We start from the raw sequence: 23,476 nt of genomic DNA, 5'->3' as shown, positions 1-23,476 counted from the left end.
GGGGGCCTTTATGAGAAGTTCTGAGTCCGGCCGCTGTTCTGGCAGCTATGACGTGGTGGGGCTGGGGTTCGGCCCGGCCAACCTGGCCTTGGCCATTGCGCTGGAAGAGCACCAGCGCCCGGTGACCGCCGCCTTCTTCGAGCGCCAGACCACGCTCGGCTGGCACCGCGACATGCTCCTGCCCTCCGCCAAGATGCAGGTCGCCTTCATGAAGGACCTCGCGACGTTCCGCAATCCCACCTCGCGATTCAGCTTCGTGTCCTACCTACACGCAAAGGAGAGGCTGGCGCGGTTTGTGAACCGACAGGACTTCTTCCCCACGCGGCGGGAGTTCCACGACTACCTCCAGTGGGCGGAGTCGGCGTTCACGGACCGGGTCACCTATGGCGCGGAGGCAATCGCACTCAGACTGCCACCGCGCGCCGACCCGGCCGCCCCGGTCGACCATGTATACGTCGATGTGCGCGAGGCGGGCAGCGGCGGCGCGGTGTCGACCGTCGCGGCCCGCAACGTGGTCATCTCCACGGGCCTGGTCCCACGGATGCCCGTCGGCATCGAACGCGACCAGCGCGTATGGCACAGCTCGGAGTTCCTCGGCCGGTTCGGCACCTGCGACCGCGCGGCGCTCCGGCGGGTCGCCGTCGTCGGCGCGGGGCAGAGCGCCGCCGAGGTCGTCCGCTTCCTCTACGACACGCTGCCCGGCGCAGCCGTGTACGCGATCCTGCCGTCGTACGGATATTCGATCGCCGAGAACACCCCGTTCGCCAACGAGGTCTTCGACGCGTCCGCCATCGATGACTTCCACGGCGGGTCGCAGCGGGCCAAGGACGCCATCTGGCGCTACCACCGCAACACGAACTACTCCGTGGTGGACGACGAGGTGATCAACGACCTGTACCAGCGGGCGTACGACGACGAAGTCAGCGGCAACCGCAGGCTGGAGTTCATCAACCTCTCTAGGGTGACTGGCGTCAAGGACATCGGGGACTCGACCCAGGTCACCGTCCACTCACTGGCCAGCGACCAGGCCGCCGAGTTCACCGTCGACCTGGTGGTCTTTGCCACCGGGTACGACGCGATGGCCCCGGGCGACCTGCTAGGCGATCTCGATGCCTACTGTGCCCGCGACCAGGACGGCAGCTACGTTGTCGAGCGCGACTACAGGCTGGCGACCTCGACCCCCCTGAACTGCGGCCTCTATGTGCAGGGAGGCACCGAGCACACTCACGGGCTCTCGTCCTCGCTGCTGTCCAACGTGGCCGTGCGCGGCGGCGAGATTGCCGATTCCATCGTCGAGCGGCTGCCGCGCGAGACCGACTCGACCTCAGGCGGGCCCGCCGCGCTGAGCAGTCGTCCGTAACCCGGCAGCACGTTTTTGCACCGAACGAGATCGAACCAGAGGGAGAGAACAACCATGAGCACCAACCCCTTCGACAACGAGGACGGCACGTTCTTCGTCCTGGTCAACGATGAGGACCAGCACTCGCTGTGGCCGGCCTTTGCCGAGGTGCCCGCGGGGTGGCGGGTGGTCCTGGGGCCCGAGAGCCGCCAGCAGTGCCTTGACCACATCGAGGAGAACTGGACGGACATGCGTCCGGCTGGGCTGCGCCAGGCGATGGCCGCCGACGCGGCCGCGTCCTAGCCCAATAGACCTCGGGGCGGGTGCGCCATGGCGCACCCGCCCCGATTCCTTTTCACCGCCCGACGTGATCCGAGCGGTCTTGTGTCGCTTGAGTCTGAGGCCAAGGGCTATTCCTTGACCTCAAGGGCCTTCTGTGGGTCGGGAATGACGGGGGTGAGGCCCGGGCGCCGCAGTCGTGCCGTGCTGAATCTGCGGACGGCTGGTGACTCAACCAAGGTGAAGAGGAGATGGGCGAGCAGCAGGGAGACCGTGAACGCGGCGAGCAGGATCCCGCCCCGGGCACCCGCTGACGGCTGGCCGCTCGCGACAAACCACGTGTGCGCGTACGTGATGACCAGCCCGTGCACCATGTAAAAGGCGAAGGAGAGTTCGCCGAGCCTTACCAGCGTCTTTCCCCGGAAGGGTGATTTCGTTCCGTGCCGATCGGTGTCGGCGGCAGCCGCCACCAGCGGTGTGAGCCAGACCGCCGCCATGCCGCCAGTGCCGTACAGGTAGGGGACGTTGGAGTTGATCGCATAGCCGCCTACGGCGATCAGCAGTGCCGGCAGCAGGGCCAGCCGTGGCCAGACGCCTTCGCACATCAGCCGCGCGGTCACCATGCCCAGGACGAATTCGAGTGCCCTGACCGGCGGGAAGAAGTACACGAACCAGATCTGCTCGAAGGAGAGTGAGCCATCCGCGATGGGCGGCAGGGGGACGCCGCCGATCAGATGCTGCGCGGCTACCGGCGCCAGCACAGTCAGCGCGGCCAGCGACCCCGCCAGCGCCCACAGCGCGCGCACCGGCACCCGGTTCAGTGCCCACAGCAGTGCCGGGAAGCACAGGTAGAAGAACAGCTCACAGGATAGCGACCAACTGACGGGGTTCATGGCGGTCGGAACCGTCATGTCGGGGACCCATGCCTGCACGAGGAAAAGACCCGCGAAGGTATCCAGATGGACGAAGTGCTGTGCCGTGATGAGCATCAGTGCCGCGGCCATAGCGAACGTCACGAGATGGTTGGGAAATATCTTCACGAACCGGCGTCGCCAGACGCGTGGCGCGGTGTCGTTCGGCCGCGCCGACCAGGTCAGCACAAAACCACTGAGGACAAAGAAAAATGTGACCCCGTAGGAACCGGCATTGGCGAATACTTTCCCCAGTACCTCCCCGGCAGAGCCAGTGATGTAGTTGCTCCGCCACGTAGCGTGGAAGGCGAATACGAGCAGAGCCGCGATAAATCGTAATCCGGTCAGAGACGGCAACCTGGCGGCGAATGGATGTCTTGGTGAATTTGGCACTGGATTCGACCTCAGATTTTGAGGGACCCGGCCCGTCGGCAGGGAAGGCGAGGGTCGCGTATTTCGACAATAGTGACGCCGGGTGGGCAGGGCGCCCGTACCAGCGGGAAATCTCCAAACTACTTATCAGCCGAGCCAGCGCACAACCCGCTATTCGACTCGGCCAAGGGGAAATGGCGTCGCGGCCAATTTGGCAGTGTCTGCAATCGGCTGCCCAAGGCGCTCGCAAGCGTCCTGTCGCCAGGACAAGCGGGAAGGTGCTCGCCGCTCGCCGTCGGCTGCTGCCCTGACGGTCAGACGGAGCCGAGTGGCGCCACGGCACTCCTCTCGCCGTGGCGCCATGGCGCCTTGACATGGCGCCATGGCGAGCGCATGATGGCGCCATGGACCTCACGCCATACATCGACAACCTCCGCAGCGAGCTCATGGCCGCTGCGAAGTCGGATGAAGCCACGGCCCTGGCCGAGCGGCTGGTCGCCTCGGTCGCGGCAGCGACCCGGCTCACCATGCTCGAGGTTTTGTCGGCCGCGGCGGACGAGATCACCCAGGACCTGGTGCCCGGTTCAGTGGAGGTCCGGCTGCGTGGGCGCGATCCGGATTTCGTGGTCACGCTCCCCGACGCCCATGAGGAGTTCGCGGGCGACGGCATCACCGCGCCGCCGGGTCGCCCTGTGGCCGAGAGCCAGCCACTGGTCCCCAGCGGTCTGGAAGGCCCCGTATCCCGGATCAACTTCCGGCCGCCGGAGCCGCTGAAGCAGCGCATCGAGGAGGCCGCTGCCGAGGAGGGGCTGTCCGTCAACGCCTACCTGGTCGGTGTGACCACCGCGGCCCTGGCTGATACCCAAAATCACCGGCGGGCGCGTCGCGCGGCCGGACGTGACAAGCGCTTCACCGGCTGGGTCGGCTGAACCTGGCCGGCCACCCCGCAGAGCAAACCATCCACAGAGAGGGACCACACAGTGCCTACCTTCCCGACACCCGACCCCATCACGGTCGTCCTCGGTGTCACCAGTGGTCAGGTGAGGATTGTCGCCAGCGACCGCGCCGACACCGCCGTACAGATCAACCCCGGCAACAAGGCCAGCGCATCCGATGCCAAGGTGGCTGAGCAAACCCAGGTCGATTTTTCCGGTGGCAGGCTGGTGGTCATCGCTCCGGAGCCGAGCGGGCTGAAGAGCATCATCGGGACGGAGAGCTCGGTCGATGTGACGATTGAGCTGCCGGCCGGCTCCAGCCTGGAGGCCACGACGGCGAAGGCGGAGATCCGCGCCGAGGGCTCGCTCGGCGAGTGCCGCGTTCACACCGCGTCGGGCCACGTCCGGCTTGACCGGACCGGCGCGCTGCACGCAGACAGCGCGGACGGTCCGCTCACGGTCGAGCACGTAAGCGGGCACGCCACGGTCAGCGTGGCGTCGGGTCGGGTGCGGATCGGCGAGATCGACGGCACCGCTGCGATCGACAGCGGTAACGGCGACATCTGGGTCGGCTATGCCACCCAGGACCTGGAAATCGGTACGGCCAATGGAGACATCGCCGTCGACCGTGCTGACGCGAACGTCACCGCCCAGACCTCCGGCGGCAGCATCCGGATCGGCGAGGTGGCGCGCGGCCGGGCAGAGCTGATGACCGCGGAGGGACAGCTCGACGTCGGCATTCGAGAGGGCTCCGCCGCCTGGATCGACGCGCGCAGCAGGACCGGAAGCGTACGCAATTCCCTTGCCCAGCAAGATGGTCCCGAGCAGTTCGCGGAGAAGGTCAAGGTGCGCGCCCATACCCGCTCCGGCGACGTCGTCATCCGCCGCGCGCCACAGCGCAGCCCGTCAGCACACGAGTAAGGCGCCACAGCGTCGCCAAGCCTTGCGTGATGGCGCCATGTGGCGCCAGCGACCCACGGGCCTGCCCCGCCACCGCGCCGCTGCGCTAGCTCCGGCCGCGAAGAGCACAACGCTTCTGCCCCAAAGAGCATATTTCACCAGCTCAGCAATGCGAAAGGAGAGAGAATTGGTAACCACCCCTCCACCGGCGATTACCGCGCTCGGCTTACGGAAGTCGTACGGTGACAAAATTGTTCTCAACGGAATCGACCTCGATGTGCCCTCCGGGCGGATCTGGTCGCTGCTAGGCCCGAACGGCGCGGGCAAGACCACCATGGTGCAGATTCTGTCCACGCTCATCCGGCCCGACGCCGGGACTGTGCATGTCGCCGGCCACGACCTGGCCAAAGACCCCGATGCGGTGCGCCGGTCCATCGGTGTGACCGGACAGTTCGCAGCGGTGGATGAAATGCTCACCGGGGAGGAAAACCTTCTTTTGATGGGCGACCTCCACCATCTCGACCGTCGGGCGAGCCGACGCCGCGCCAACGAACTCCTCAAGCAGTTCGACCTCGAAGACGCCGGGAAGAAGGTCGCCAGCACCTACTCCGGCGGTATGCGCCGCAAGCTCGACTTGGCGATGACCCTGGTCGGCAACCCGCGCATCATCTTCCTCGACGAGCCGACTACCGGTCTTGACCCCCGCAGTCGGCACACCATGTGGGAGATCATCCGTGGCTTGGTCGCCAACGAGGGCATCACCATCTTCCTGACCACGCAGTACCTCGAAGAGGCCGACGAACTCGCCGACCGAATCGCGGTGCTCGACCACGGCAAGCTGGTCGCCCAGGGCACACCCGACGAGCTCAAAAGCCTGGTTCCCGGCAGCCACATCCTTCTCACGTTCGGCGACATCACTGAACTCGACGCAGCCGTCCGCGTCCTGGGCGAGTCCGCCCGCGACGACCAGGCGCTCACGCTGCGGGTGCCCAGCAACGGTGACCTGGGGGAGATGCGCAGCCTGCTCGATCGGCTCGACGCGGCCTCGGTGGTGGCGAAAAACCTCTCCATCCACACTCCCGACCTTGACGACGTCTTCCTCACCCTCACTGGCCGCCCCGCGGCGGAGAACGAAGCGGAGAACGCAGAGAAGGAGACGGTCTGATGGCTTTGATGTCGTACGCCATGAGCGACTCGTGGACGATGGTGCGCCGCAACGTGCGGCACATCACGCGCTATCCGTCGATGCTGCTCGCCACCGTGGTGATCCCGGCGCTGATGTTCCTGCTCTTCGTCTTCGCCTTCGGCGGCGTGATGGGCAAGGGCCTTGTCGGCAAGGACGCGGGCACTGACTACGTGGACTACCTCTCGCCGGGGATCATTCTGCTGGCACTGGTCATGGCGGCCATGTCGACGTCGGTCTCGGTGGCCATGGATATGACCAAGGGGATCATCAATCGGTTCCGCACCATGGCGATCGCCCGCACGTCCGTCCTCGTCGGACATGTCGTCGGAAGTGTGGTTCAGGCGCTGGTCAGCGTCGTCATCATGCTCGCGGTTGCGCTGGTCGCCGGGTTCCGGCCCTCAGCAGGCATCGGCGGGTGGCTCGCCGCGCTCGGCCTAGTGGCGCTGCTCAGCTTCGCGCTCACCTGGATCGCGGTCGCATTCGGCTTGGCCGCCAAGACCGTCGAAAGCGCGAGCAACACCCCTATGCTTCTGCAGCTCCTGCCCTTCCTGTCCAGCGCGTTCGTCCCGGCCGAATCGATGGCCTCGGGCCTGCGTTGGTTCACCGAGTACCAGCCGTTCACGCCGATCGCCGACACGCTCCGCGGTCTGTTCCTGGGCCGGCCGATCGGTAACGACTGGATCATCGCGATCGCCTGGTGCCTCGGTATCGCGCTGGTCGGCTACTTGTGGTCGGCGAGGCTGTTCAAGCGCGATCCCCAGATGACCTGACCGACCGGTTGCCGGTGAGCCGTCCGCTCCAAGAGCGGGCGGCCTACCGGCGTATTGCTGCAGAGCTCCGCTCCGGTCGGGCACCCACCCGGTTGTCCCGGTGACAGGACACGCTGCGACGCGCTGCCCGCACGTGCTGTCCACGCTGGAACCCAATCACCAGCGGCCAGCTCAGATCCCATCCTGATGACCTGCGCCGCACCCCGACGGTGACCGACCCATTCGATTATCCCGGCATCGGGAATATGGATCAGGAATAGCGGACCGTTTACATGACGATCTCCGTGTCGATAGCATCAGCGCGGTCAGCAAGTCGGCACACGGCAAATGCAGATTCACGTAACGCCGTGCCGACCCGATTCATTAGGTAGTAAGGAATCAACGTGAGCGAAACCCTCCCCGAGGCAGCGCCGTTACCGTTTACGCGCCCCTCTGGCTGCCCCTTCGATCCGCCGGAAGAGCTCGCCCCGCTACGCGAGCAACACCCGATCAGTCGAATGTCCTATTCTGACGGGCATGTGGGCTGGCTAGTGACCGGTTATGCGCTCGCCCGCGAAGTATTGGCCGACACACGGTTCAGTACGCGGCGGGAGCTCATTCACTTCCCCTTTCCCGGCGGGGCGGACATCGTCTTGCCCCCCGCCCCGGTGGGGCACTTCCATGCGATGGACCCGCCCGAGCACACCCGCTATCGGCAGCTGCTGACCGGTCAGTTCACCGTTCGCCGGATGAAGCAGCTCACTGCCCGCATCGAGCAGATCACCGCCGAGCACCTGGACGCTATGGAGAAGCAGGGGCCGTCGGTCGATCTGGTGAGTGCCTACGCATACCCCATACCCGCGCTGACCATCTGCGAACTGCTCGGTGTGCCCGCTGCGGACAGCGATGCGTTCCAGCGTGACGCGAGGATCATGAACTCGCTCGATGCCACGGAAGACGAGGTGTACGCCGCGGTAACCGCGATGGATGAGTACATGCACGAGCTGGTCGCCGCAAAGCGTGCCAAGCCGGCCGATGACCTGCTGAGCGACCTGACCACGACGGATCTTACCGACGAGGAACTCGCGGCGATCGGAACTGTCCTGCTGGGTGCGGGCCTGGACACCACCGCGAACATGATCGCGCTCGGCGTCTTCGCCATGCTGAGCCACCGCGACCAGTTCTCCGCCCTGTCTGCCGACCCGGACCTCGCCGACAGCGCCGTCGAGGAACTGCTGCGCTATCTCACCGTCATCCACACTGAGGCGAAGGCGGCGCTCGAAGACGTCGAGTTGGGCGGGCAGCTGATCAAGGCGGGCGACACGGTCACCGTCTCGCTGCACGCCGCCAACCGGGACCCGGCACGGTTCGCCGACCCTGACTGCCTCGACCTGCGGCGCCGCGCCATCGGGCACATGGCCTTCGGCCACGGCATCCACCAGTGCCTCGGCCAGCAGCTGGCCCGCGTCGAAATGCGTGTCGCCTACCCCGCGCTGCTGACCCGGTTTCCTACCCTGCGCCTGGCGGTTCGGCCAGAGGACGTGCAGGTCTACACCGGCAGCGTTTACGGTGTGCAGCGGCTCCCGGTCACCTGGGACGAGGCGTAACCGATGCGCCTCAGCACGGACCGGGCACGCTGCTGCAGTTCGGGTATGTGCGTCATCACGGCGCCTGAGGTGTTCGATCAGGACGACGAGGACGGGCGGGTGCTGCTGCTGGATCCCACGCCGTCACCTGCCCTCCATGAGGCGGTCCGTCAAGCCATCGAGGTATGCCCGTGCGGGGTGATCACCGAGGAGATCGGGCCCGGCTGACGGAACTGGCGCCATGTCACGTCGCCATGGCGCCCCGGATTTCCGGTGTCCCTAAGGTTGTCCCGCCGACAGGACATCCGCCCCGAGTAGCGAATGCCTTGCGCCCCGCCGACTGGACGGCGGAAGCTGAGTCTGGCGCGAAGACCCTCACGGACTCGACGGCCTTAGCCGTATTCTGGCCCATCGCGCTCATTTTCGCTGGATTCCCGTGTGCCCACGCCGCGGACGAGCCACGACCGGCAGCGGTCTCCTTTTCCGATACGCTGTCTTCGGATAGCTGGAATATCGACACGGGCAGCTACGGTTTGAGAGACTTCCTCCGGCGGAATTCCTGAGCGTTAGCCTCCAGCGTTACTGGGGTGACGTCGTAAGAAATGCTCAATGAATTCAGCTGCGTGCGCAGCGGAATTGGTGACGACAGGGGAAAGCATGTCCGCACTTGCCGAACGATGGAACTTAGACGCAAAGCGCTTCTTCTGGCTGTACGGCGACAAGGACCTCGTGCCCGAGCGAGTCGCGTACGACGACACAACCGGCTTGTGGAACGTCCATGGATATTCCGAGGCCCTGCATGTACTGAACAATCCGCAGCTCTTCTCCTCCGAGACCGGCCGCCTCATCCCCGAGCGGAGTGAGTTCGACGAGGGCACGATCACCCAGCTGGATCCGCCGCGGCACACGGCGCTGCGCAAGCTCGTCAGCCACGCCTTCACACCCGGGGCGATCAATGCGCTGGAGCCCCGTATCCACGCCATCGTGGACACCCTGCTGACCAAGGTCGAGGGACAGCAGAGTTTCGACCTGGTCGCCGATTTCGCTTACCCCCTGCCGATCACAGTCATCACCGAACTGCTCGGTGTGCCGGCCAGCGACCACGCCCTGATCAACGGGTGGGTGGACAGGATGCTGAGCGGCACCACAGAGTTCTCGTTGCTCGAACGCGACGGCCTCGACAGCGAGATCGAAACTGTTATGGAGCAGGCGCGCCATCTCACCGACTATCTGAGGGACTTGGCGAAGGAGCGCCGTACCAACCCACGGAACGATCTGGTCACCGGGCTAGTGGAGGCCGAGGTCGATGGGGAGCGGTTGACCGAGAACGAGATCGCCAACTTCGCCAACGCCATGCTCGTCGCCGGGCACGTCACGACCACCCTGCTTATCGGCAGCACCGTGCTGTGCCTGGACGCCTACCCGGAAGTCGACCGGGCGGTGCGCACGGACCGCGCCCTGGTTCCTACCTTGCTTGAGGAGTCGCTGCGCTACTTCGCGCCGATCGCATCGATGGTGCGGGTGACCAACACCGAGACCGAACTGGGCGGCGCCACCATCGGGCCCGACCAGATGGTGGCAGTGTGGATCCCCACGGCCAACCGCGATGAGCAGGTCTTCACTGACCCATACACCTTCGATCCGGCTCGCGAGCCCAACCCGCACCTCTCCTTCGGCCGAGGCGTCCACTTCTGCATCGGCGCGGCCCTGGCCAGGCGGGAGAGCAGGGTCGCGATGAACGCGCTCTTCGACCGCTTCCCCCAGCTGCGCTGCGACCCGCAGGACCCGCCCACGTTCATGACCAGCCCCAATCTCAACGGCGTGACCAGGCTCCCGGTCATCGTCGGCTGATCGCCCGAGGAGAGCACGATGCACCCGACCAGACTCGACCCCCATGCCTATCGGACGGCGGAGCAGTTGCTGCGGCACAACCGAAGCAAGCTCGTCCTCGGTGGGAAGATCCGGCCGAGGTGGATCGACGGCGGGGCGCGCTTTTGGTACACGGTCGACTCTGCCGCAGGACGGCGGTTTATCCTCGTCGACCCGGTCGAAGGCACCCGTCACCCCGCGTTCGACCACCAACGGCTCGCTAGCGCGCTGGCTGCGGCATCCGGCCGAGAGGTCGACCCGGTCGCGCTGCCGTTCGCTGCGTTCGAGCCGACTGCCGACGCCATCGCATTCCATGCGTTCGGCGAGCGGTGGACCTGCGCACTCGGCGACTACGCCTCTGCCAGGACCGAGAGTTCACCGGCCCGCAATGTGCTGGAGGTCGTCGCACCAGACGGCCGGCACGCGGTGTTCCGCGACGGAAACGACCTTCGGGCTCGGTCGCTGGACGGTTCCAAGGACTGGGCGCTGACCGACGACGGCACGCACGACCGCGACTACGGCGCCAACCCGGACTACTACATGTACTCCACGCTGCTGCCGAAGATTGGTATCCCGCATCTGCCGCCCGCTCTCGCATGGTCGCCGGACTCCACCCGCGTCCTCACCCATCGCAGCGACCAGCGCGGCGTCCGCCGGACCCATCTGGTACAGGCCCTGCCCCCGGACGGTGGTGCGCCACAGTTGCTGACCCAGCGCTTCGCCTTCCCCGGCGACGAGCGGCTGCCGATGGCCGAGTTGGTGGTGCTGGACATCGCGAGCGGAAAGGCCGTACCCGCGCAGGCCGAGCCCGTCGCGATGTCGATGATGTCGCCGATTGCCCGGCAGTGGGCGTGGTGGGCCAAGGACGGCTCGGCCGTGTACTACCTCGACCAGCAGCGAGACACGAAGGTCTTGAGCCTGCGGCGGCTGGACCCGGATTCCGGCGAGGTACGCACCGTGCTCTCGGAGTCGGGCCCGACGCGGGTGGAACCGGGGCAGTACTTCGCGCAGGCACCCATGGTCGAGGTGCTGTCGGCGGGACAGGAGGTGCTGTGGTACTCCCAGCGCGACGGCTGGGGCCACCTCTATCTATACGGGACACAGGACGGCGAGCTGCGGGCGCAGGTGACGTCGGGGTCCTGGGCGGTGCGGCAGATCCTGCACGTCGACGAAGAGCGGCGGATGGTGTACTTCCTGGCGTCGGGGCTGGTCGAGGAGGACCCCTATCGCCGAACGGTGTGCCGGGTGGGGTTGGACGGCTCTGGGTTCGCCAGGGTGAGCGACGACGACCTCGATCATGAGGTTACCGTGCCGCCGGGTGCGGCGTACTTCATCGACTCGGCGTCCACCAATGACATCGAGCCGGTCACCACCGTGCGCGGCTGGGATGGCCGCGTGCTGGTCGAGCTGGAACGGGCCGATATATCGGGACTGGTGGAGACCGGCTGGAGCCCTCCGGAGCGGTTCCGTATCACTGCGGCCGACGGCGAAACCGACATCTACGGCATGCTCTACCGGCCCCATGGCTTCGACCCGGCTAAGCGATACCCCGTGCTTGACCATCCCTATTGCTTCCCGAACGCGAACCGTGTCAGCCCGTCTTTCGACCCAGGCTTCTACGGCTATGACGCAGAGGTCCTCGCTGCCCTCGGGTTCGTTGTGATCGCCGTCGATGGGAGGGGTTCTCCCGGACGTGACAAGGCATTCCACGATGCCTCCTACGGCCGGATCGCCGACGCCGTGGGACTGGCCGACCATGTGGCGGCGTTGCGTGAACTGGCCCTAACTCGCCCGTGGATGGACCTTGACCGCGTCGGGGCATTCGGCACCTCCGCCGGCGGATTTGCCACCGTGCGGGCGATGCTGGACTACCCCGATGTGTTCAAGGCCGGGGTCGCCGAAGGCGGCATGCACGACATCCGCTACGCCGAGCTCGGTGTGGCGGAGGCGTACAACGGCCCGTTCGACGCGGCGGCCTACGCCGAGGCGTCCAATGTGGACATCGCGGACCGGCTCATGGGCAAGCTGCTGCTGGTGCACGGGGGTCTGGATGACAGCGTTTCGCCGCAGCTGACCCTGCGCCTGGCCGAACGCCTCATCGCGGCGGACAAGGACTTCGAACTGCTCGTCATTCCCGGCGCGGACCATGTCTACGTCGGCTATGACCACTACCTCAACCGGCGTCGATGGGACTTCCTGGTCCGTCACCTCATGGGCGTCGAACCGCCCGCCGGCTATCGGCTCACGCCTGTGTCCCTGGACATGGACACCGTCGACGAGCTCTTCGGATGACGGGAGAGAGTCCCTTGAGAACTGCGAATCCGACTTCGCCCGAACGCTGGTTGCGCCTGTGCAACACCCCCGTACAGCAGCCACGGTTACGGCTGGTGTGCCTGCCGCACGCGGGAGGAACGGCCCATGAGTTCCGTTCCTGGGGCGCGCGGCTGTCGTCCGACGTTGCCGTGTATGCCGTGCAGTACCCCGGACGGCAGGACCGCTTCGTTGAACCGCTCGTGGACGACATGGGGACGATGGTTGAGCGGATCGTGGAGGTGCTGGAGCCGTGGATCGGTGAACCGCTGATGCTCTTCGGTCACAGCATGGGCGCCTACATTGCCTACGAGGTGGCGGCCGAACTGGAGCGCCGCCACGGCCAGGTGATCGATCTCCTCGCGGTCTCCGGGGCTGCCCCGCCCCACCGCAAAAGGCGGGGACGGATCCACGAGCTGAGCGACACCGAGCTGATTGCGGACCTCAAACGGGTCAATGCGTCTCTTGCCGATCTGCTCGCACAGCCGGAGCTCGTCAAAGTGCTGCTGCCGATGATCCGTGCCGACTACCGGCTGAGCGAGCGATACGAACGCCATGACCCGCTCCCGGTGAAAGCGCCGTTGGTTGCCCTCAGCGGTAACGCCGACCCCGAGGTCGACCGCAGTGGCCTGGAGGCGTGGTCTGCGTTCGCCAACAGCCGCTTCGACGTGATCGTGCTGCAGGGCGGCCACTTCTACCTCTTCGACGGCGAAGCCGACGTGACTGCGGCACTCGCCGCGCACCTGCCGGGCGCGCCGCACTGGTCAAACGGCAGGTAGTCACCCGGAGTTGCTGCGTTCGGGAGTAGATGTCCTGGCGACAGGACGGCCGTGAGCGGGAGCGCGCCGGTGAAGGGATCCGGTCACGTGCCGCCGCGACGCATCACCTCCCACTGTCACCCATCAACTTTGAAGGGAATCCGTGATGTTGCCGGGCAGTTGTCTGCACAGCATCTTCCAGGAACGCGCTCGCGCGGCTCCGGAACGGATCGCGCTGTCCACGGGAAACGGGCCGATTTCCTACCGGGAGCTCGATGAGCGAAGCGACCTCCTGGCCGCTCGGCTCACTGAGCTGGGCGTACGGCCCAATGTCCTTGTCGCGCTGTGCGCGCGTCGAAGTCCAGAGGCCATCGCCGGAATGCTCGGCATTCTGAAAGCGGGCGGCGCCTATGTGCCCATCGATCCCAGCTATCCGCCGGAACGCATCGACTACCTCTTGGCCGACTGCGCGGCACCGATCGTGGTGGCCGCGGCGGACACCGCGGAGTTGATGACCGGGCGCCATCCGGCGATCGTATGGATCGAAGGGGACCGCGTCACCGGCGAAGCCGGCGCCGCCGCGCCGGAATGCGGCGGGAAGCGGACGGAGGCGGCCGGGCACGATCTCGCCTACGTCATCTACACATCCGGTTCGACCGGAGCACCCAAAGGTGTCGCCGTCGAACACCGCAACGCGGTACGGCTCTTCGAACAGACCCAGCCCTGGTTCGCGTTCGACCACCGCGATACCTGGACGCTCTTCCACTCCATCAGCTTCGACTTCTCGGTGTGGGAAATCTGGGGCGCGCTCTTGTACGGCGGACGGCTGGTTCTGGCGCCCGAGACGGTCTCGCGCTCGCCCGCGCAGCTGGTCTCGTTGCTGCGCTCCGAGCGGGTGACCGTCCTGAACCAGACGCCCTCAGCGTTCCACCAACTGCTCACCGTCCTGCCCTCGGGCGAGAACAGCACGTCCAGTCTGGCCCTGCGGCTGGTGATCTTCGGCGGGGAACGGCTGGACCTGCGAATGCTGGCCCCGTGGATCGAGCGGCATGGGGATAGACGGCCGGCCCTGGTCAACATGTACGGGATCACCGAGACCACGGTGCACTGCACCTATCGGAGGATTGCCGCCGCGGACCTGGGCGAGGGTGGCGAGAGCCCCATCGGTGTGCCCCTGCCCGATCTGCGGGTCTATGTTGTGGACGGCGACGGGCGGTTGGTGCCGGACGGAGTGCCCGGCGAGATGTACATCGCCGGGGCCGGGCTGGCTCGCGGTTACTTGAACCGACCGGAGCTCACCGCCGAGCGCTTCGTGTCCCCCGCGGCGGAACTCGGCGAGGAGCGGATCTACCGATCCGGCGACCGGGCCATGCGGCGGCCCGACGGCGAACTGGTCTACCTCGGGCGGATGGACAGCCAACTGAAGGTCCGTGGATACCGGATTGAGCCCGGTGAGATAGAAGAATCCCTCTCACACGTACCGGATATCGCGGGAGCTGTTGTCACGTCCCGGGACTTCGGGGATGGTGATATCCGGCTGATCGCCTATCTGTTGCCCGCTCACACCTCGAATCTCAGTGAGCGGAGCACTTCCCTCCTTGTCGCTGCGGCAGAGAAGCATGCGCGAACATCGTTGCCGCGGCATCTTCGGCCTTCCGCATACAAAATTGTGGCGCAGATTCCAATGACGCTACAAGGAAAGGTGAATCGTGATGTGCTGGGAAAGTAACTCCGTCGCACAACGGGAGTCGACAACATGACCGCACTGCCCAGGACCGGCGAATCCGCCTCCGGCATCCGGAAGTCGATCGGCGTCATCGTCCGGACTGTACTGGAAAGGGAGGCGGTCGATTCGGCCGTCGACCTGTTCGACCAGGGCGCCACCTCGCTGGCGTTTATCCGGATCGTGGCCCAGGTGAACGAGAAGTATGGAATCACTGTTGATGTCACGGCGCTGGAGGAAGCGAGCATCGACTCATTGTCGGCGCTTGTAGAGGCGCAGATCACAAGCCAAGAGCTGCTCACGGTAAGGGACTGACGATGACGAACACGGTGCAGCAGAGCTTCACCCCCACCCCCGAAGAAGTCGCCCGGTTCCACCAGCTCGGCTACCTGGGACCGTTCAAGGTATACGAAGTCGAGGAGATGAAGCGGCTCTGGCGACGCGAGCGGCTCCAGCTGATGGACCGGAGCAAAGCCGTCTACGAAGAGGACGACGCGCAGGCCGGAAACACCAACATTGCCAACTACGACCGCCATCTGGATTCCACGTTCCTGGCCGACCACATCTGCCGGCCGGAGATCGTGGACCGGGTGACGGCGGTCCTCGGGCCGAACGCGCTGTGCTGGCGCTCGGAGTTCTTCCCGAAATACCCCGGAGATGAGGGAACGGACTGGCACCAGGCCGACACCTTCGCCTTCGCCTCGGGCAAGCCGCAGATCGTATGGCCGGAGTCCGAGAAGGAATTCGGCGGCACGATCACGGTGTGGACGGCGTTTTCCGAAGCCTCCGAGGAGACGGGCTGCCTGCAGTTCATACCCGGGACGCAGCGCACCATGTTCTACGACGAGACAAAGAAGATGCACTACCAGCCGGACAAGATCAACGACCAGGCAAAGGACGGCGTCTCGCGCGGCTTCTACGGCTACGACTATCGCGAACTGCAAAAGGACCCCAACTGGCGGCCCGATGAAGACCGGGCGGTGTCCATGGTCATGAAGCCGGGTGAGGCAGTCATGTTCTGGTCCACGATGATGCACGCCTCCAAGCCGCACTCCGCGATGGACAAGGAAATGCGGCTGGGCTTCGCCGGCCGGTACGTACCGACCTCGGTGGCGGTCTACCCGGACACCGACGACGTCGACGAGTACGGCGGCCGAGTGAGCTTGAGCGAGTACGGCGCGGTGCTCGTGTCGGGCGAAGACACCTACACGCACAACCGGAAGGTGACCACGACCACGAGGGGTCACAAGTTCCCCGTCCGGTGACTTTGTTGACATAAGGGTAGGCAAGAGGAGGTCGTCGAATGCTGGGACGCGACACGAGAAGGGCCATCGCGCGGCTCGCGGAGTCCGTACTGTCGGTGAAGCCCCTCGTCGAGGGCTTGGCTGCACCAGTCCGGGTCGTTACGGCCGCCCGCGATGCCACGGTCTCCCCGGCCGACTTGTCGGCCGGGGAGTGGCGGGCGCTGCGCGGACTGCTGGATCGGGTCGCCCGTCGTGCCGGGGTCGCGGGGCTGACACTCGTCCGCGACACGGCGTTCGACGACCTCCAGCTGTTCGAGCGCGTGGTCAGCAAGCGGTTGGCGCTCGCGGAGTGGATGCGCTCCGCCCCGGCGGTGCCAGTGGACCGCCTCGGCGAGGTGGACCAGGTGCTCGCCCCGACCCTGTCGGACAGCTTCGAGGAGTTCTCCCACAAGGAGGCCATCACCTCCATCGACGGGGTGCCACTGCACGTCTACGCCGCGGGCCAGGGCGCCGAGACCGTTGTCCTCGTACCCGCCTGCGGCATGCCGGCCGCGTTGTCGGAATCCTGGGTCCGCTTCCTCGCCCGCGACCGCCGTGTGCTGACCTGGGAGAGCCGGGGGCTGTTCGGCGCGGCCGACCACGACGGCGACTACGGCGTCGACATCGGGGCGCAGGCAGCCGACCTGTTCGCGGTGATGGATCACTACGGCGTGACCAGCGCCCATGTGGTCGGCCTGTGTGGTGGCGCGGTGATCGCACTGGCGGCGGCGGCCGACCAGCCAGGGAGGATCTCCTCGCTGAGCCTGTGGCACGGAGCGTATGAATTCACCGACGGCGGCGCGAAGACCAAGCACCAGGAAGGGCTGATCGAGCTGATGACCTCCGCCGCCCGCAGCCGCGCCGCCGCGCGGGCGGTGCACGCCGCCTTCTGCCAGGCCATGCTCACCAGCACCCCCGCCGACGTGGCCCATCTCGTGCTGTATCCGTACGCGAGCCCGGAACTCCTCTACCGGTACTGCCGCCTCAACACCGGGATCACCAGCACCGATGTCGGACCGTATCTCGCCAGGGTGAAGCAGCCCGCGCTGGTGGTCACCAGCCGGGACGACGACATCGCCCACCCGGCCGGTTCGGAACGGGTGGCCGCGGGCCTGCCGAACGGTGAGCTTCGGGTGGAGGCGCACGGGGACCACATCTCGCTGTTCAGCGCCGAGGACGCGCTGCTGCGCGTCGCGGCGGACTTCATGGCGCAGCACCGGCCCGGTACGCCCTGACCGGACCGCCTGACTGGGACCGGACGCGGCGACCGCACCAGGCGATGGCGGTCAACGCCCGTATATCCACAGGACGCTGGCGTGGCATCACCGCCCTGGGCCCATGACGCGGGCCAGGACCGGGCTGGCGTCTACCCAAGTTGCTTCCGCCATCTTGAGCGCAGAAAGGGACGTTGTTGATGAGTGTGGGCGAGGCCGCCCTGTTCCTGTCCCATGTGGCCGTGTGCCTGGTGGCCGTTCTCGTGTTGGCCTGGCTCGGCCGCGCCCTGGCCCGGTGTCTGCGCCAGCCGGAGGTGATCGGCGAGATCACCGGGGGCCTGCTCGCCGGGCCCGCCCTGCACGCACTGGCTGGGGCGGACGCGTTCGGTCTGCTGCTACCTGACGATATAAGGGGCGCGCTGAAATTGCTGGGCGAGGGCGGGCTGGCGCTGATCCTGGTGGGGCTCACACACGAACTGCGTGCCGGGCCACTGGGGTTCGGCCGTCGTACGGTGTCCTGGATCGTGTTCGGCGCGCTGGTGCCCTCGCTGCTGGCGGGGAGTCTGCTTGCTGGGTGGGTGCTGCTCATCGACGATCCGACGCTGCGCGGCACGTCGCCGCTGCCCGCGTTCGTGCTGTTCATCGCAGTCGCGCTGTCGATCACCGCGGTGCCGGTGCTGGCGCGCATCATGGAGGACCGTGGCCTGACGGCCTCCCCTGCGGGGCGGCTGGCCCTCACCGGCGCCATCATCCTGGACGCCGTGGGCTGGGTGCTGCTGTCCATCGTGATCGGGCTGGGCGCGGGCAGCGCGGTCGGTTCGCTGCGGGTGCTGGCGGTCATGGCCGCGGCGCTGGTCGTGGTGCTGCTTATCAGGGGTGTGCTGCGCACCGAGTTCGCCCGCGTGGCGATGGTCCGTTTCCCGCGCCTGGCGGCCGTGGCGGTCGGCGCCGCCGCGATCGCGGCGGCGCTAACGACGGAGTGGCTCGGCCTGTCGATGATCTTCGGTGCCGCGCTCTTCGGCCTCGCGATACCCGCCGGCACGTCGCCGGACGGGTCCGCGGTGGTGTCCCGTGTGACCCGGGTCGGCCGACTGTTCGTGCCGGTGTTCTTCGTGGTCACGGGGATCACCGTGCTCACCACCGCGCTCGGCTCGGCGCCCTGGGCGCTGCTGGTCCTGAGCACGGTGCTGGGCATCATTGGCAAGATCGGCGGCGGCTATCTCGGAGCGCGCCTGGGAGGGGAGTCCCCCGTAACGGCTGCGCGCGTCGGCATCCTCCTGAACACTCGCGGGCTCACCGAGCTGATCGCCCTTCAAGTCGGCTACAGCGCTGGGATCGTGACAGCACCGATGTTCCTGGCGCTGGTGGTGATGGCACTCGTCACCACCGCCCTTACCGGCCCCCTGCTGTCACTACTCGATTGGACACAGCACCGTGGCCGTGGTGTACGCCCCCGCCCGCGCCGGGAGACCGTCACAGTGGGAGCGTAGGCCCTTCCTCGGTGGCCGACTGCCGTCTGACCGATCGCCTTGGTCCATGCTTTTTGGTAAACCACCCTGGCCACCCCAGTGCGAACAATCGCCTCTGGAGCTGTAGTCGCACACTGGGTGCCGGGCGGGTGGTTTTACATGCGGTGCCCGCCCGGCACACATCGCGTGCCCCGCTAAGCGAGGGCCTGGAGACCGGGTGCTGCCGCATGCCTGCCTAGGCGATGGTAGGCATAGGCGGCGGACGCCAGGGTCATGTGGTGGTGCCAGCCCGGGAAGGAACGGCCTTCGAAGTCGAGGAGGCCGACGGAGCGTTCCATGAGAGAGACCGTCGAGGCTGTCTCATCTGCCAGAGCTCTGAGCGAGGTTGCCTGAGCCAGGGACCGCTCGGGGAACGTGGTGATCCATACCGAGCCAGGGCGGTTGTCCGGGCCGCACTCGGCGAAGAGTTGGTACGTCGGGTCAACGGGGAGACCGGTGGCATCCGGCAGGCGGGCCGGCGCGCAGACGATACGGACGCGCCGCCCTGCATCCACGCCCCGCGTGATGACGTCCCGGGTGGTCCCGGAGGAGAGATAGGCCCGGGCGCTTAGGGGCGGAGAGTCGCTCAGGCCGCGTTCGCCGGGAAGTATCTCGAGGTGCTGTGGTACCGCGATGACTAGGTGGTGGCCGCGTTGGGCGAGCGCGCGGATCAGCGGCCGAACGTGGGGGTCGTCCCTCATGTCGGCCACGAGGGGAGCGGGAGCGGTGCGCTCGGCCAGCGCGTCCACCAGGCTGAGGGCATGTGCCCACAGCGGGCGGTAGTACTCGGTGTCCGGAATGCGCGCGCGTTGCCGTAACTGGCGGTTGTCGGCCCAGGGTTGGGGCAGGAGCAATCGCCATTCAACGGGCACGTGTGTCGTGCCGACGCGCAAGAACAGGCCAAGCCCCACTTGACAATTGAGGGTGCGGCCGGAGACCGGGTCGAAGTAGCGGTGTACGCCGACGGTCTGCTCGCCGCGCTTGGGCAGCAGCGCGCGGCCGATCGTCCATGCGGGGACTGAACCGTGTCTTTCGGCCCATGTGGTGAGCTCGCGCAGGACCGGGTTCCAGTCCCACGGGCTGAGATTCACGAACTGGCGCATCGACTGCGCGGTGGCCGGCGAGGCCGAGACAGTATCGGCTAATCGGCGAATGGACTTCTTGCCAGGAGTGGCGAGGAGGGCGGCCAGGTACATTTTGGCCAATCTGTGCTGGTCGACTCTCGTTAGATGTCTGAAAATCTGCGAGGTGAAATTTCCGAGCGAGGCTGCCTCGGCTTCTGAGGTCGCTGACTCATTGGCTGAATCTATCCAGTCAGCTGCGCTGAACGACATGTTTCCCCGTGTTTCCCCTGTGATTGCGGTCGGCGGGCAGGGTATCCCGCTTCCGATCAACGTCTCGGCATCTTGATGAGTTATTAACGACGAGAAGTGGCGCATCGTGGCAATTGGCGAGATCTGGAGCAACATTGCACTCCGAAATCAGGTGAATGCTTAAAGTAGCTAACATTTGCAAGTTGCAGTGCCGGACGCTTTCTTCCTTGCCGTTGCAGTGCCTGTTGGGTTCTACTCGAATCGATGGGGCGCGCATCGGTCAACGATGGACGGGGCACTGTCGTTAACGCGGCGAGTCAGTGATGTCTATTGCTATGCTGCTGTGCGCTCGACTTTGTCAATCTTTATGTCTCAGTGTTGCCGCTGAACGCGATGGCCGCTGAGGTGTTCGACGCCTTGCGCAAGTCGCAATTTCGCATATGCGCGCCCGCTCAAAGAGCTAGGGAAATTCGTCCGCGCGATTCTTCTTTCAGTGTGGAGGCGTGATGAATGCGAGCAGCGACGTGCACCCGTCGAGAGATGTGCAGCGCCCCAGTCCTGTACTAGGGCCCGGCCGTCAAAGGTCGGGTGGCGAGGCAGCGTGGAATACAAAGGTGCTGACGACGCGAGTGGGTCTGCAGATGCCGCCCGACTTGAGCTTCGAGGACTGGGAGCAGGCCGGATGTCGGCTCTCGGGGGTCCTGGACTCGTCCTCGTGGTGGCTCGGCGACTGGCTCGTATACGGGAAGGACCACTACGTCGACCGGTATCAACGTGGCATTCGTGCCGCTGGCCTTAAGTACCAGACGTTGCGCAATTATGCCTGGGTTGCACGTCGGTTCGTACTCAGTCGGCGGCGGGCCAAGTTGAGTTTCCAGCATCATGCTGAGGTTGCTTCGCTTACGGTCGACGAGCAGGAATGGTGGCTCGACCGTGCCGAAGAAATGAAGTGGACCACCAAGCAACTCCGGAACTCCATCCGTGACGCCAGCGATGGTGGCTCCGGTGGCCAACCGCGTCCCGCCGTGACCCGTCGGCTGGTGGTGCCAAGTCATCGGATTGAGAGTTGGCGTAAGGCCGCACTGCATGCGGGAATCGAATTCGAAAAATGGGTGTGGGCGACACTTGACAACGAGGCCAGTCGGGCTCTGGATGATTTGGAAGAGCAGCCGGGAGTGAGGGCCTGACGGGAACGGCAGGTTAGCGCTCGCGCCGCCGGACAGCTCCGGGGTTGTAGGACTGAGAGTCGAAAGGTTGCATTCCTTATGTTCGTCCCTGATATATACCGAGAACCAAATTGTTCGTGGATGATCGACCTGGTTCGCCGTAATCCTTTGGCGCTACTCGTAAGTAATGGCAATGTGAGTGACAGGCCGTTTGCGACGCATCTGCCCGTTATTGAGGACCCGCAGACAGTCCACGAATGCGCGGTCGATATGTCAGGGATAAAACTCCTTGGGCATATGAACAGGAAGAATCCTCATTGGGCGGCGCTTGAAACAGGTGATGTCGTGCTGCTTGCGTTCACTGGCCCTCACGCTTACGTCTCTCCGACGATTTACGACAAGACGCCGGCTGCTCCTACCTGGAACTTCACAGCAGTGCATGTGCATGGTGTCGTAGAGAAAATTGATTCACTCGAAGAGACACTGGGCGTAGTGAAATCCACGGTAAGAGCTTATGAGGAAGAACTCGGAACTGGTTGGGACATGTCCGAATCCGTGGACTACTTCCGCAAAATTGTGTCCGGTGTGGGGGCGTTCAGGATCACGGTGTCCAAGGGTGAGGGGATGTTCAAGCTCAGCCAGGAGCAGGAGCCCGATATTCGTGACCGTGTGCGGGATGCCTTCGCCCGGCGGGAGTGTGGCCGCCACCGTGAGACAGCCGAGCTCATGAGCGAGCTTCCCTGATCGCCGGTCGGTGCCGAGCTGGCCGTCGGCGGTGATGGTGCCGACACCGCTGGTGGACGCGGACGCTGCCCCTGAGGGCACAACGCTCAGAAGACTACGCGAACCCGGCCTCACGGGACCGGATGCGCTGTCCGGATGATGGCTTCTCGACTGGAACAGCCCGGACGGCAGCCTCGTCGGCTTCCGCACCTGCCCGTCAGAGCCGGTGGCAATGACGACATTCCCCCCGCTTCCTCTAGTCAGGAGAGCAGCGCACATGACTGCGAACCAGTCCGCCATACCCCCCAGGACCCGCACGGCAACCCCACGCCGATTCCTGATGTGCCCCCCGCGCCACTTCGATGTCACCTACTCCATCAACCCGTGGATGCACCCGGGCAAGCCTGTGGACGGCAGGCTCGCACTCCGGCAGTGGGAGGGGCTGCGCGCCTTGTACAAGGAGCTTGGCCACACCGTGCTGGAGATAGACCCGGTCCTCGGGTTACCCGACATGGTCTTTGCCGCCAACGGCGCGACCGTCATCGACGGCAAGGTGCTTGGCGCCCGCTTTCGCCACGTCGAGCGTACTGCGGAGGGCCCTGCCTATTTGGAATGGTTCCAGCGGCAGGGCTACGAGGAGCTTTACTGGCCCGAGTACATCAACGAGGGCGAGGGTGACTACCTGGTCGTTGGCGGCAGGTTGCTGGCCGGTACGGGCTTCCGCACCGACCAGCGCTCGCACTTCGAGGCGCAGGAGTTTTTCGGGCTGCCGGTCACCAGCCTCCAGCTCGTGAACCCGTCGTACTACCACCTGGACACTGTGCTGTCGGTGCTGTCTGCGGACGAAGTGGCGTACTACCCGAAGGCATTCTCCGAGGGGAGCCAGGCAGTGCTGCGCGCGATGTTCCCAGACGCGATCGTCGCCACCGACGAAGACGCGGCGGTCTTCGGCCTGAACATGCTCTCTGATGGCCGGCATGTGCTGCTGCCGACGACAGCCACGGGACTCGCACGGCAACTCGCTGGGCGAGGCTTCGAGCCGATCGGCGTGGACCTGACCGAACTGCTCAAGGCCGGTGGCAGCGTGAAGTGCTGCACGCTCGAACTTCGGGACTGAGGCCAATACGCGCAAGAAATTCAGGGACCTCATCCAGACGGCCGCCGAGGGTCCGGTTCCTGCCGGGCGATCCACCCACTCGCCCCAGGAGACTTGGGCCAGCGACGGGTGCGGATGAACGCGCCCATGAAGTCGTACAGCGCGCTACGGCAATCTACCTTGGAACGGCTGTCCTCTAGCCATGCTCTGGGCCCAGCCTTCACCGCATGAAGCCGCCGGGCAGGCCGGCCTTGCC

Annotated in this window: 21 protein-coding genes; 19 read left to right on the top strand and 2 right to left on the bottom strand. The window is 65.8% G+C overall.

Features of this window, described 5'->3' with window-relative positions; genetic code table 11:
- Positions 1-10 precede the first annotated feature (10 nt).
- Both SNA_RS29590 and SNA_RS29585 read left to right on the top strand, forming a co-directional pair.
- Positions 11-1,360 (top strand): lysine N(6)-hydroxylase/L-ornithine N(5)-oxygenase family protein, encoded by a 1,350-nt coding sequence (locus tag SNA_RS29590; RefSeq protein WP_044367628.1) that lies wholly within the window; start codon positions 11-13, stop codon positions 1,358-1,360.
- A gap of 54 nt (positions 1,361-1,414) precedes the next feature.
- Positions 1,415-1,642: an MbtH family protein gene (locus tag SNA_RS29585; RefSeq protein ID WP_030065796.1), complete on the top strand. Its 228-nt coding sequence runs from the start codon at positions 1,415-1,417 to the stop codon at positions 1,640-1,642.
- 107 nt (positions 1,643-1,749) lie between these two features.
- On the opposite strand, the gene SNA_RS29580 is transcribed toward SNA_RS29585, so the two are convergent.
- Positions 1,750-2,886, bottom strand: a complete 1,137-nt coding sequence (locus SNA_RS29580) for an acyltransferase family protein (RefSeq protein ID WP_241779893.1) — start codon at positions 2,884-2,886, stop codon at positions 1,750-1,752.
- 419 nt (positions 2,887-3,305) lie between these two features.
- Between SNA_RS29580 and SNA_RS29575 the strand changes: the two genes are divergently transcribed.
- The 14 genes from SNA_RS29575 to SNA_RS29515 all read left to right on the top strand — a co-directional run bounded on the left by SNA_RS29575 (position 3,306) and on the right by SNA_RS29515 (position 18,904).
- Positions 3,306-3,830, top strand: coding sequence for a hypothetical protein (locus SNA_RS29575; RefSeq protein WP_030066020.1), 525 nt, complete (start codon positions 3,306-3,308; stop codon positions 3,828-3,830).
- Positions 3,831-3,881: 51 nt separating this feature from the next.
- The gene (locus SNA_RS29570; RefSeq protein ID WP_030066019.1) at positions 3,882-4,757 is read left to right on the top strand and encodes a DUF4097 family beta strand repeat-containing protein; all 876 of its coding nucleotides are present in this window, start codon (positions 3,882-3,884) and stop codon (positions 4,755-4,757) included.
- A gap of 166 nt (positions 4,758-4,923) precedes the next feature.
- Positions 4,924-5,901 (top strand): ATP-binding cassette domain-containing protein, encoded by a 978-nt coding sequence (locus tag SNA_RS29565; protein ID WP_241779892.1) that lies wholly within the window; start codon positions 4,924-4,926, stop codon positions 5,899-5,901.
- Positions 5,901-6,692 (top strand): ABC transporter permease, encoded by a 792-nt coding sequence (locus tag SNA_RS29560; protein ID WP_030066017.1) that lies wholly within the window; start codon positions 5,901-5,903, stop codon positions 6,690-6,692. Before SNA_RS29565 ends, SNA_RS29560 begins: the two co-directional genes overlap by 1 nt.
- 383 nt (positions 6,693-7,075) lie before the next feature.
- Positions 7,076-8,278, top strand: coding sequence for a cytochrome P450 (locus SNA_RS29555; protein WP_030066016.1), 1,203 nt, complete (start codon positions 7,076-7,078; stop codon positions 8,276-8,278).
- A gap of 3 nt (positions 8,279-8,281) precedes the next feature.
- Positions 8,282-8,485, top strand: coding sequence for a ferredoxin (locus tag SNA_RS29550; RefSeq protein WP_030066015.1), 204 nt, complete (start codon positions 8,282-8,284; stop codon positions 8,483-8,485).
- Positions 8,486-8,914: 429 nt separating this feature from the next.
- Positions 8,915-10,108 carry a cytochrome P450 gene (locus SNA_RS29545; protein WP_030066014.1) on the top strand — a complete coding sequence of 398 codons (1,194 nt, stop codon included), beginning with the start codon at positions 8,915-8,917 and terminating at the stop codon, positions 10,106-10,108.
- Between the two features lie 18 nt (positions 10,109-10,126).
- The gene (locus SNA_RS29540; RefSeq protein ID WP_030066013.1) at positions 10,127-12,418 is read left to right on the top strand and encodes a S9 family peptidase; all 2,292 of its coding nucleotides are present in this window, start codon (positions 10,127-10,129) and stop codon (positions 12,416-12,418) included.
- Positions 12,419-12,513: 95 nt separating this feature from the next.
- Positions 12,514-13,215 (top strand): thioesterase II family protein, encoded by a 702-nt coding sequence (locus tag SNA_RS29535; RefSeq protein WP_051877295.1) that lies wholly within the window; start codon positions 12,514-12,516, stop codon positions 13,213-13,215.
- A gap of 145 nt (positions 13,216-13,360) precedes the next feature.
- Positions 13,361-14,923 (top strand): amino acid adenylation domain-containing protein, encoded by a 1,563-nt coding sequence (locus tag SNA_RS29530; RefSeq protein ID WP_051877294.1) that lies wholly within the window; start codon positions 13,361-13,363, stop codon positions 14,921-14,923.
- 27 nt (positions 14,924-14,950) lie between these two features.
- Complete coding sequence (locus SNA_RS43460; protein WP_051877293.1) at positions 14,951-15,232, top strand: acyl carrier protein; 282 nt, start codon at positions 14,951-14,953, stop codon at positions 15,230-15,232.
- Between the two features lie 2 nt (positions 15,233-15,234).
- Positions 15,235-16,182, top strand: a complete 948-nt coding sequence (locus tag SNA_RS29525; protein WP_104532101.1) for a chlorinating enzyme — start codon at positions 15,235-15,237, stop codon at positions 16,180-16,182.
- Between the two features lie 38 nt (positions 16,183-16,220).
- Entirely contained in the window at positions 16,221-17,435 is a 1,215-nt protein-coding gene (locus tag SNA_RS29520) for an alpha/beta fold hydrolase (RefSeq protein ID WP_044367621.1), read from the top strand.
- Positions 17,436-17,614: 179 nt separating this feature from the next.
- Positions 17,615-18,904, top strand: a complete 1,290-nt coding sequence (locus tag SNA_RS29515) for a cation:proton antiporter (RefSeq protein WP_044367618.1) — start codon at positions 17,615-17,617, stop codon at positions 18,902-18,904.
- Between the two features lie 173 nt (positions 18,905-19,077).
- Here SNA_RS29515 and SNA_RS29510 read toward each other — a convergent pair whose 3' ends face one another.
- Entirely contained in the window at positions 19,078-20,256 is a 1,179-nt protein-coding gene (locus SNA_RS29510) for an IS701 family transposase (RefSeq protein WP_078970291.1), read from the bottom strand.
- 608 nt (positions 20,257-20,864) lie between these two features.
- On the opposite strand from SNA_RS29510, the gene SNA_RS40660 reads away from it, so the two are divergent.
- The 3 genes from SNA_RS40660 to ddaH all read left to right on the top strand — a co-directional run bounded on the left by SNA_RS40660 (position 20,865) and on the right by ddaH (position 23,241).
- On the top strand, positions 20,865-21,422 hold the full coding sequence (locus SNA_RS40660) for an LmbU family transcriptional regulator (protein ID WP_241779891.1): 558 nt from the start codon (positions 20,865-20,867) through the stop codon (positions 21,420-21,422).
- Between the two features lie 78 nt (positions 21,423-21,500).
- Entirely contained in the window at positions 21,501-22,145 is a 645-nt protein-coding gene (locus SNA_RS29505) for an FMN-binding negative transcriptional regulator (RefSeq protein ID WP_030066007.1), read from the top strand.
- 256 nt (positions 22,146-22,401) lie between these two features.
- Complete coding sequence (ddaH, locus tag SNA_RS29500; RefSeq protein ID WP_030066006.1) at positions 22,402-23,241, top strand: dimethylargininase; 840 nt, start codon at positions 22,402-22,404, stop codon at positions 23,239-23,241.
- Positions 23,242-23,476: the final 235 nt, after the last annotated feature.

Origin of the sequence: Streptomyces natalensis ATCC 27448 (assembly GCF_000935125.1) — a bacterium.
Classification (GTDB): Bacteria; Actinomycetota; Actinomycetes; order Streptomycetales; family Streptomycetaceae; genus Streptomyces; species Streptomyces natalensis.
Note: the sequence above shows the minus strand (reverse complement) of the source record. Positions and strands in the feature narration are given on the sequence as shown.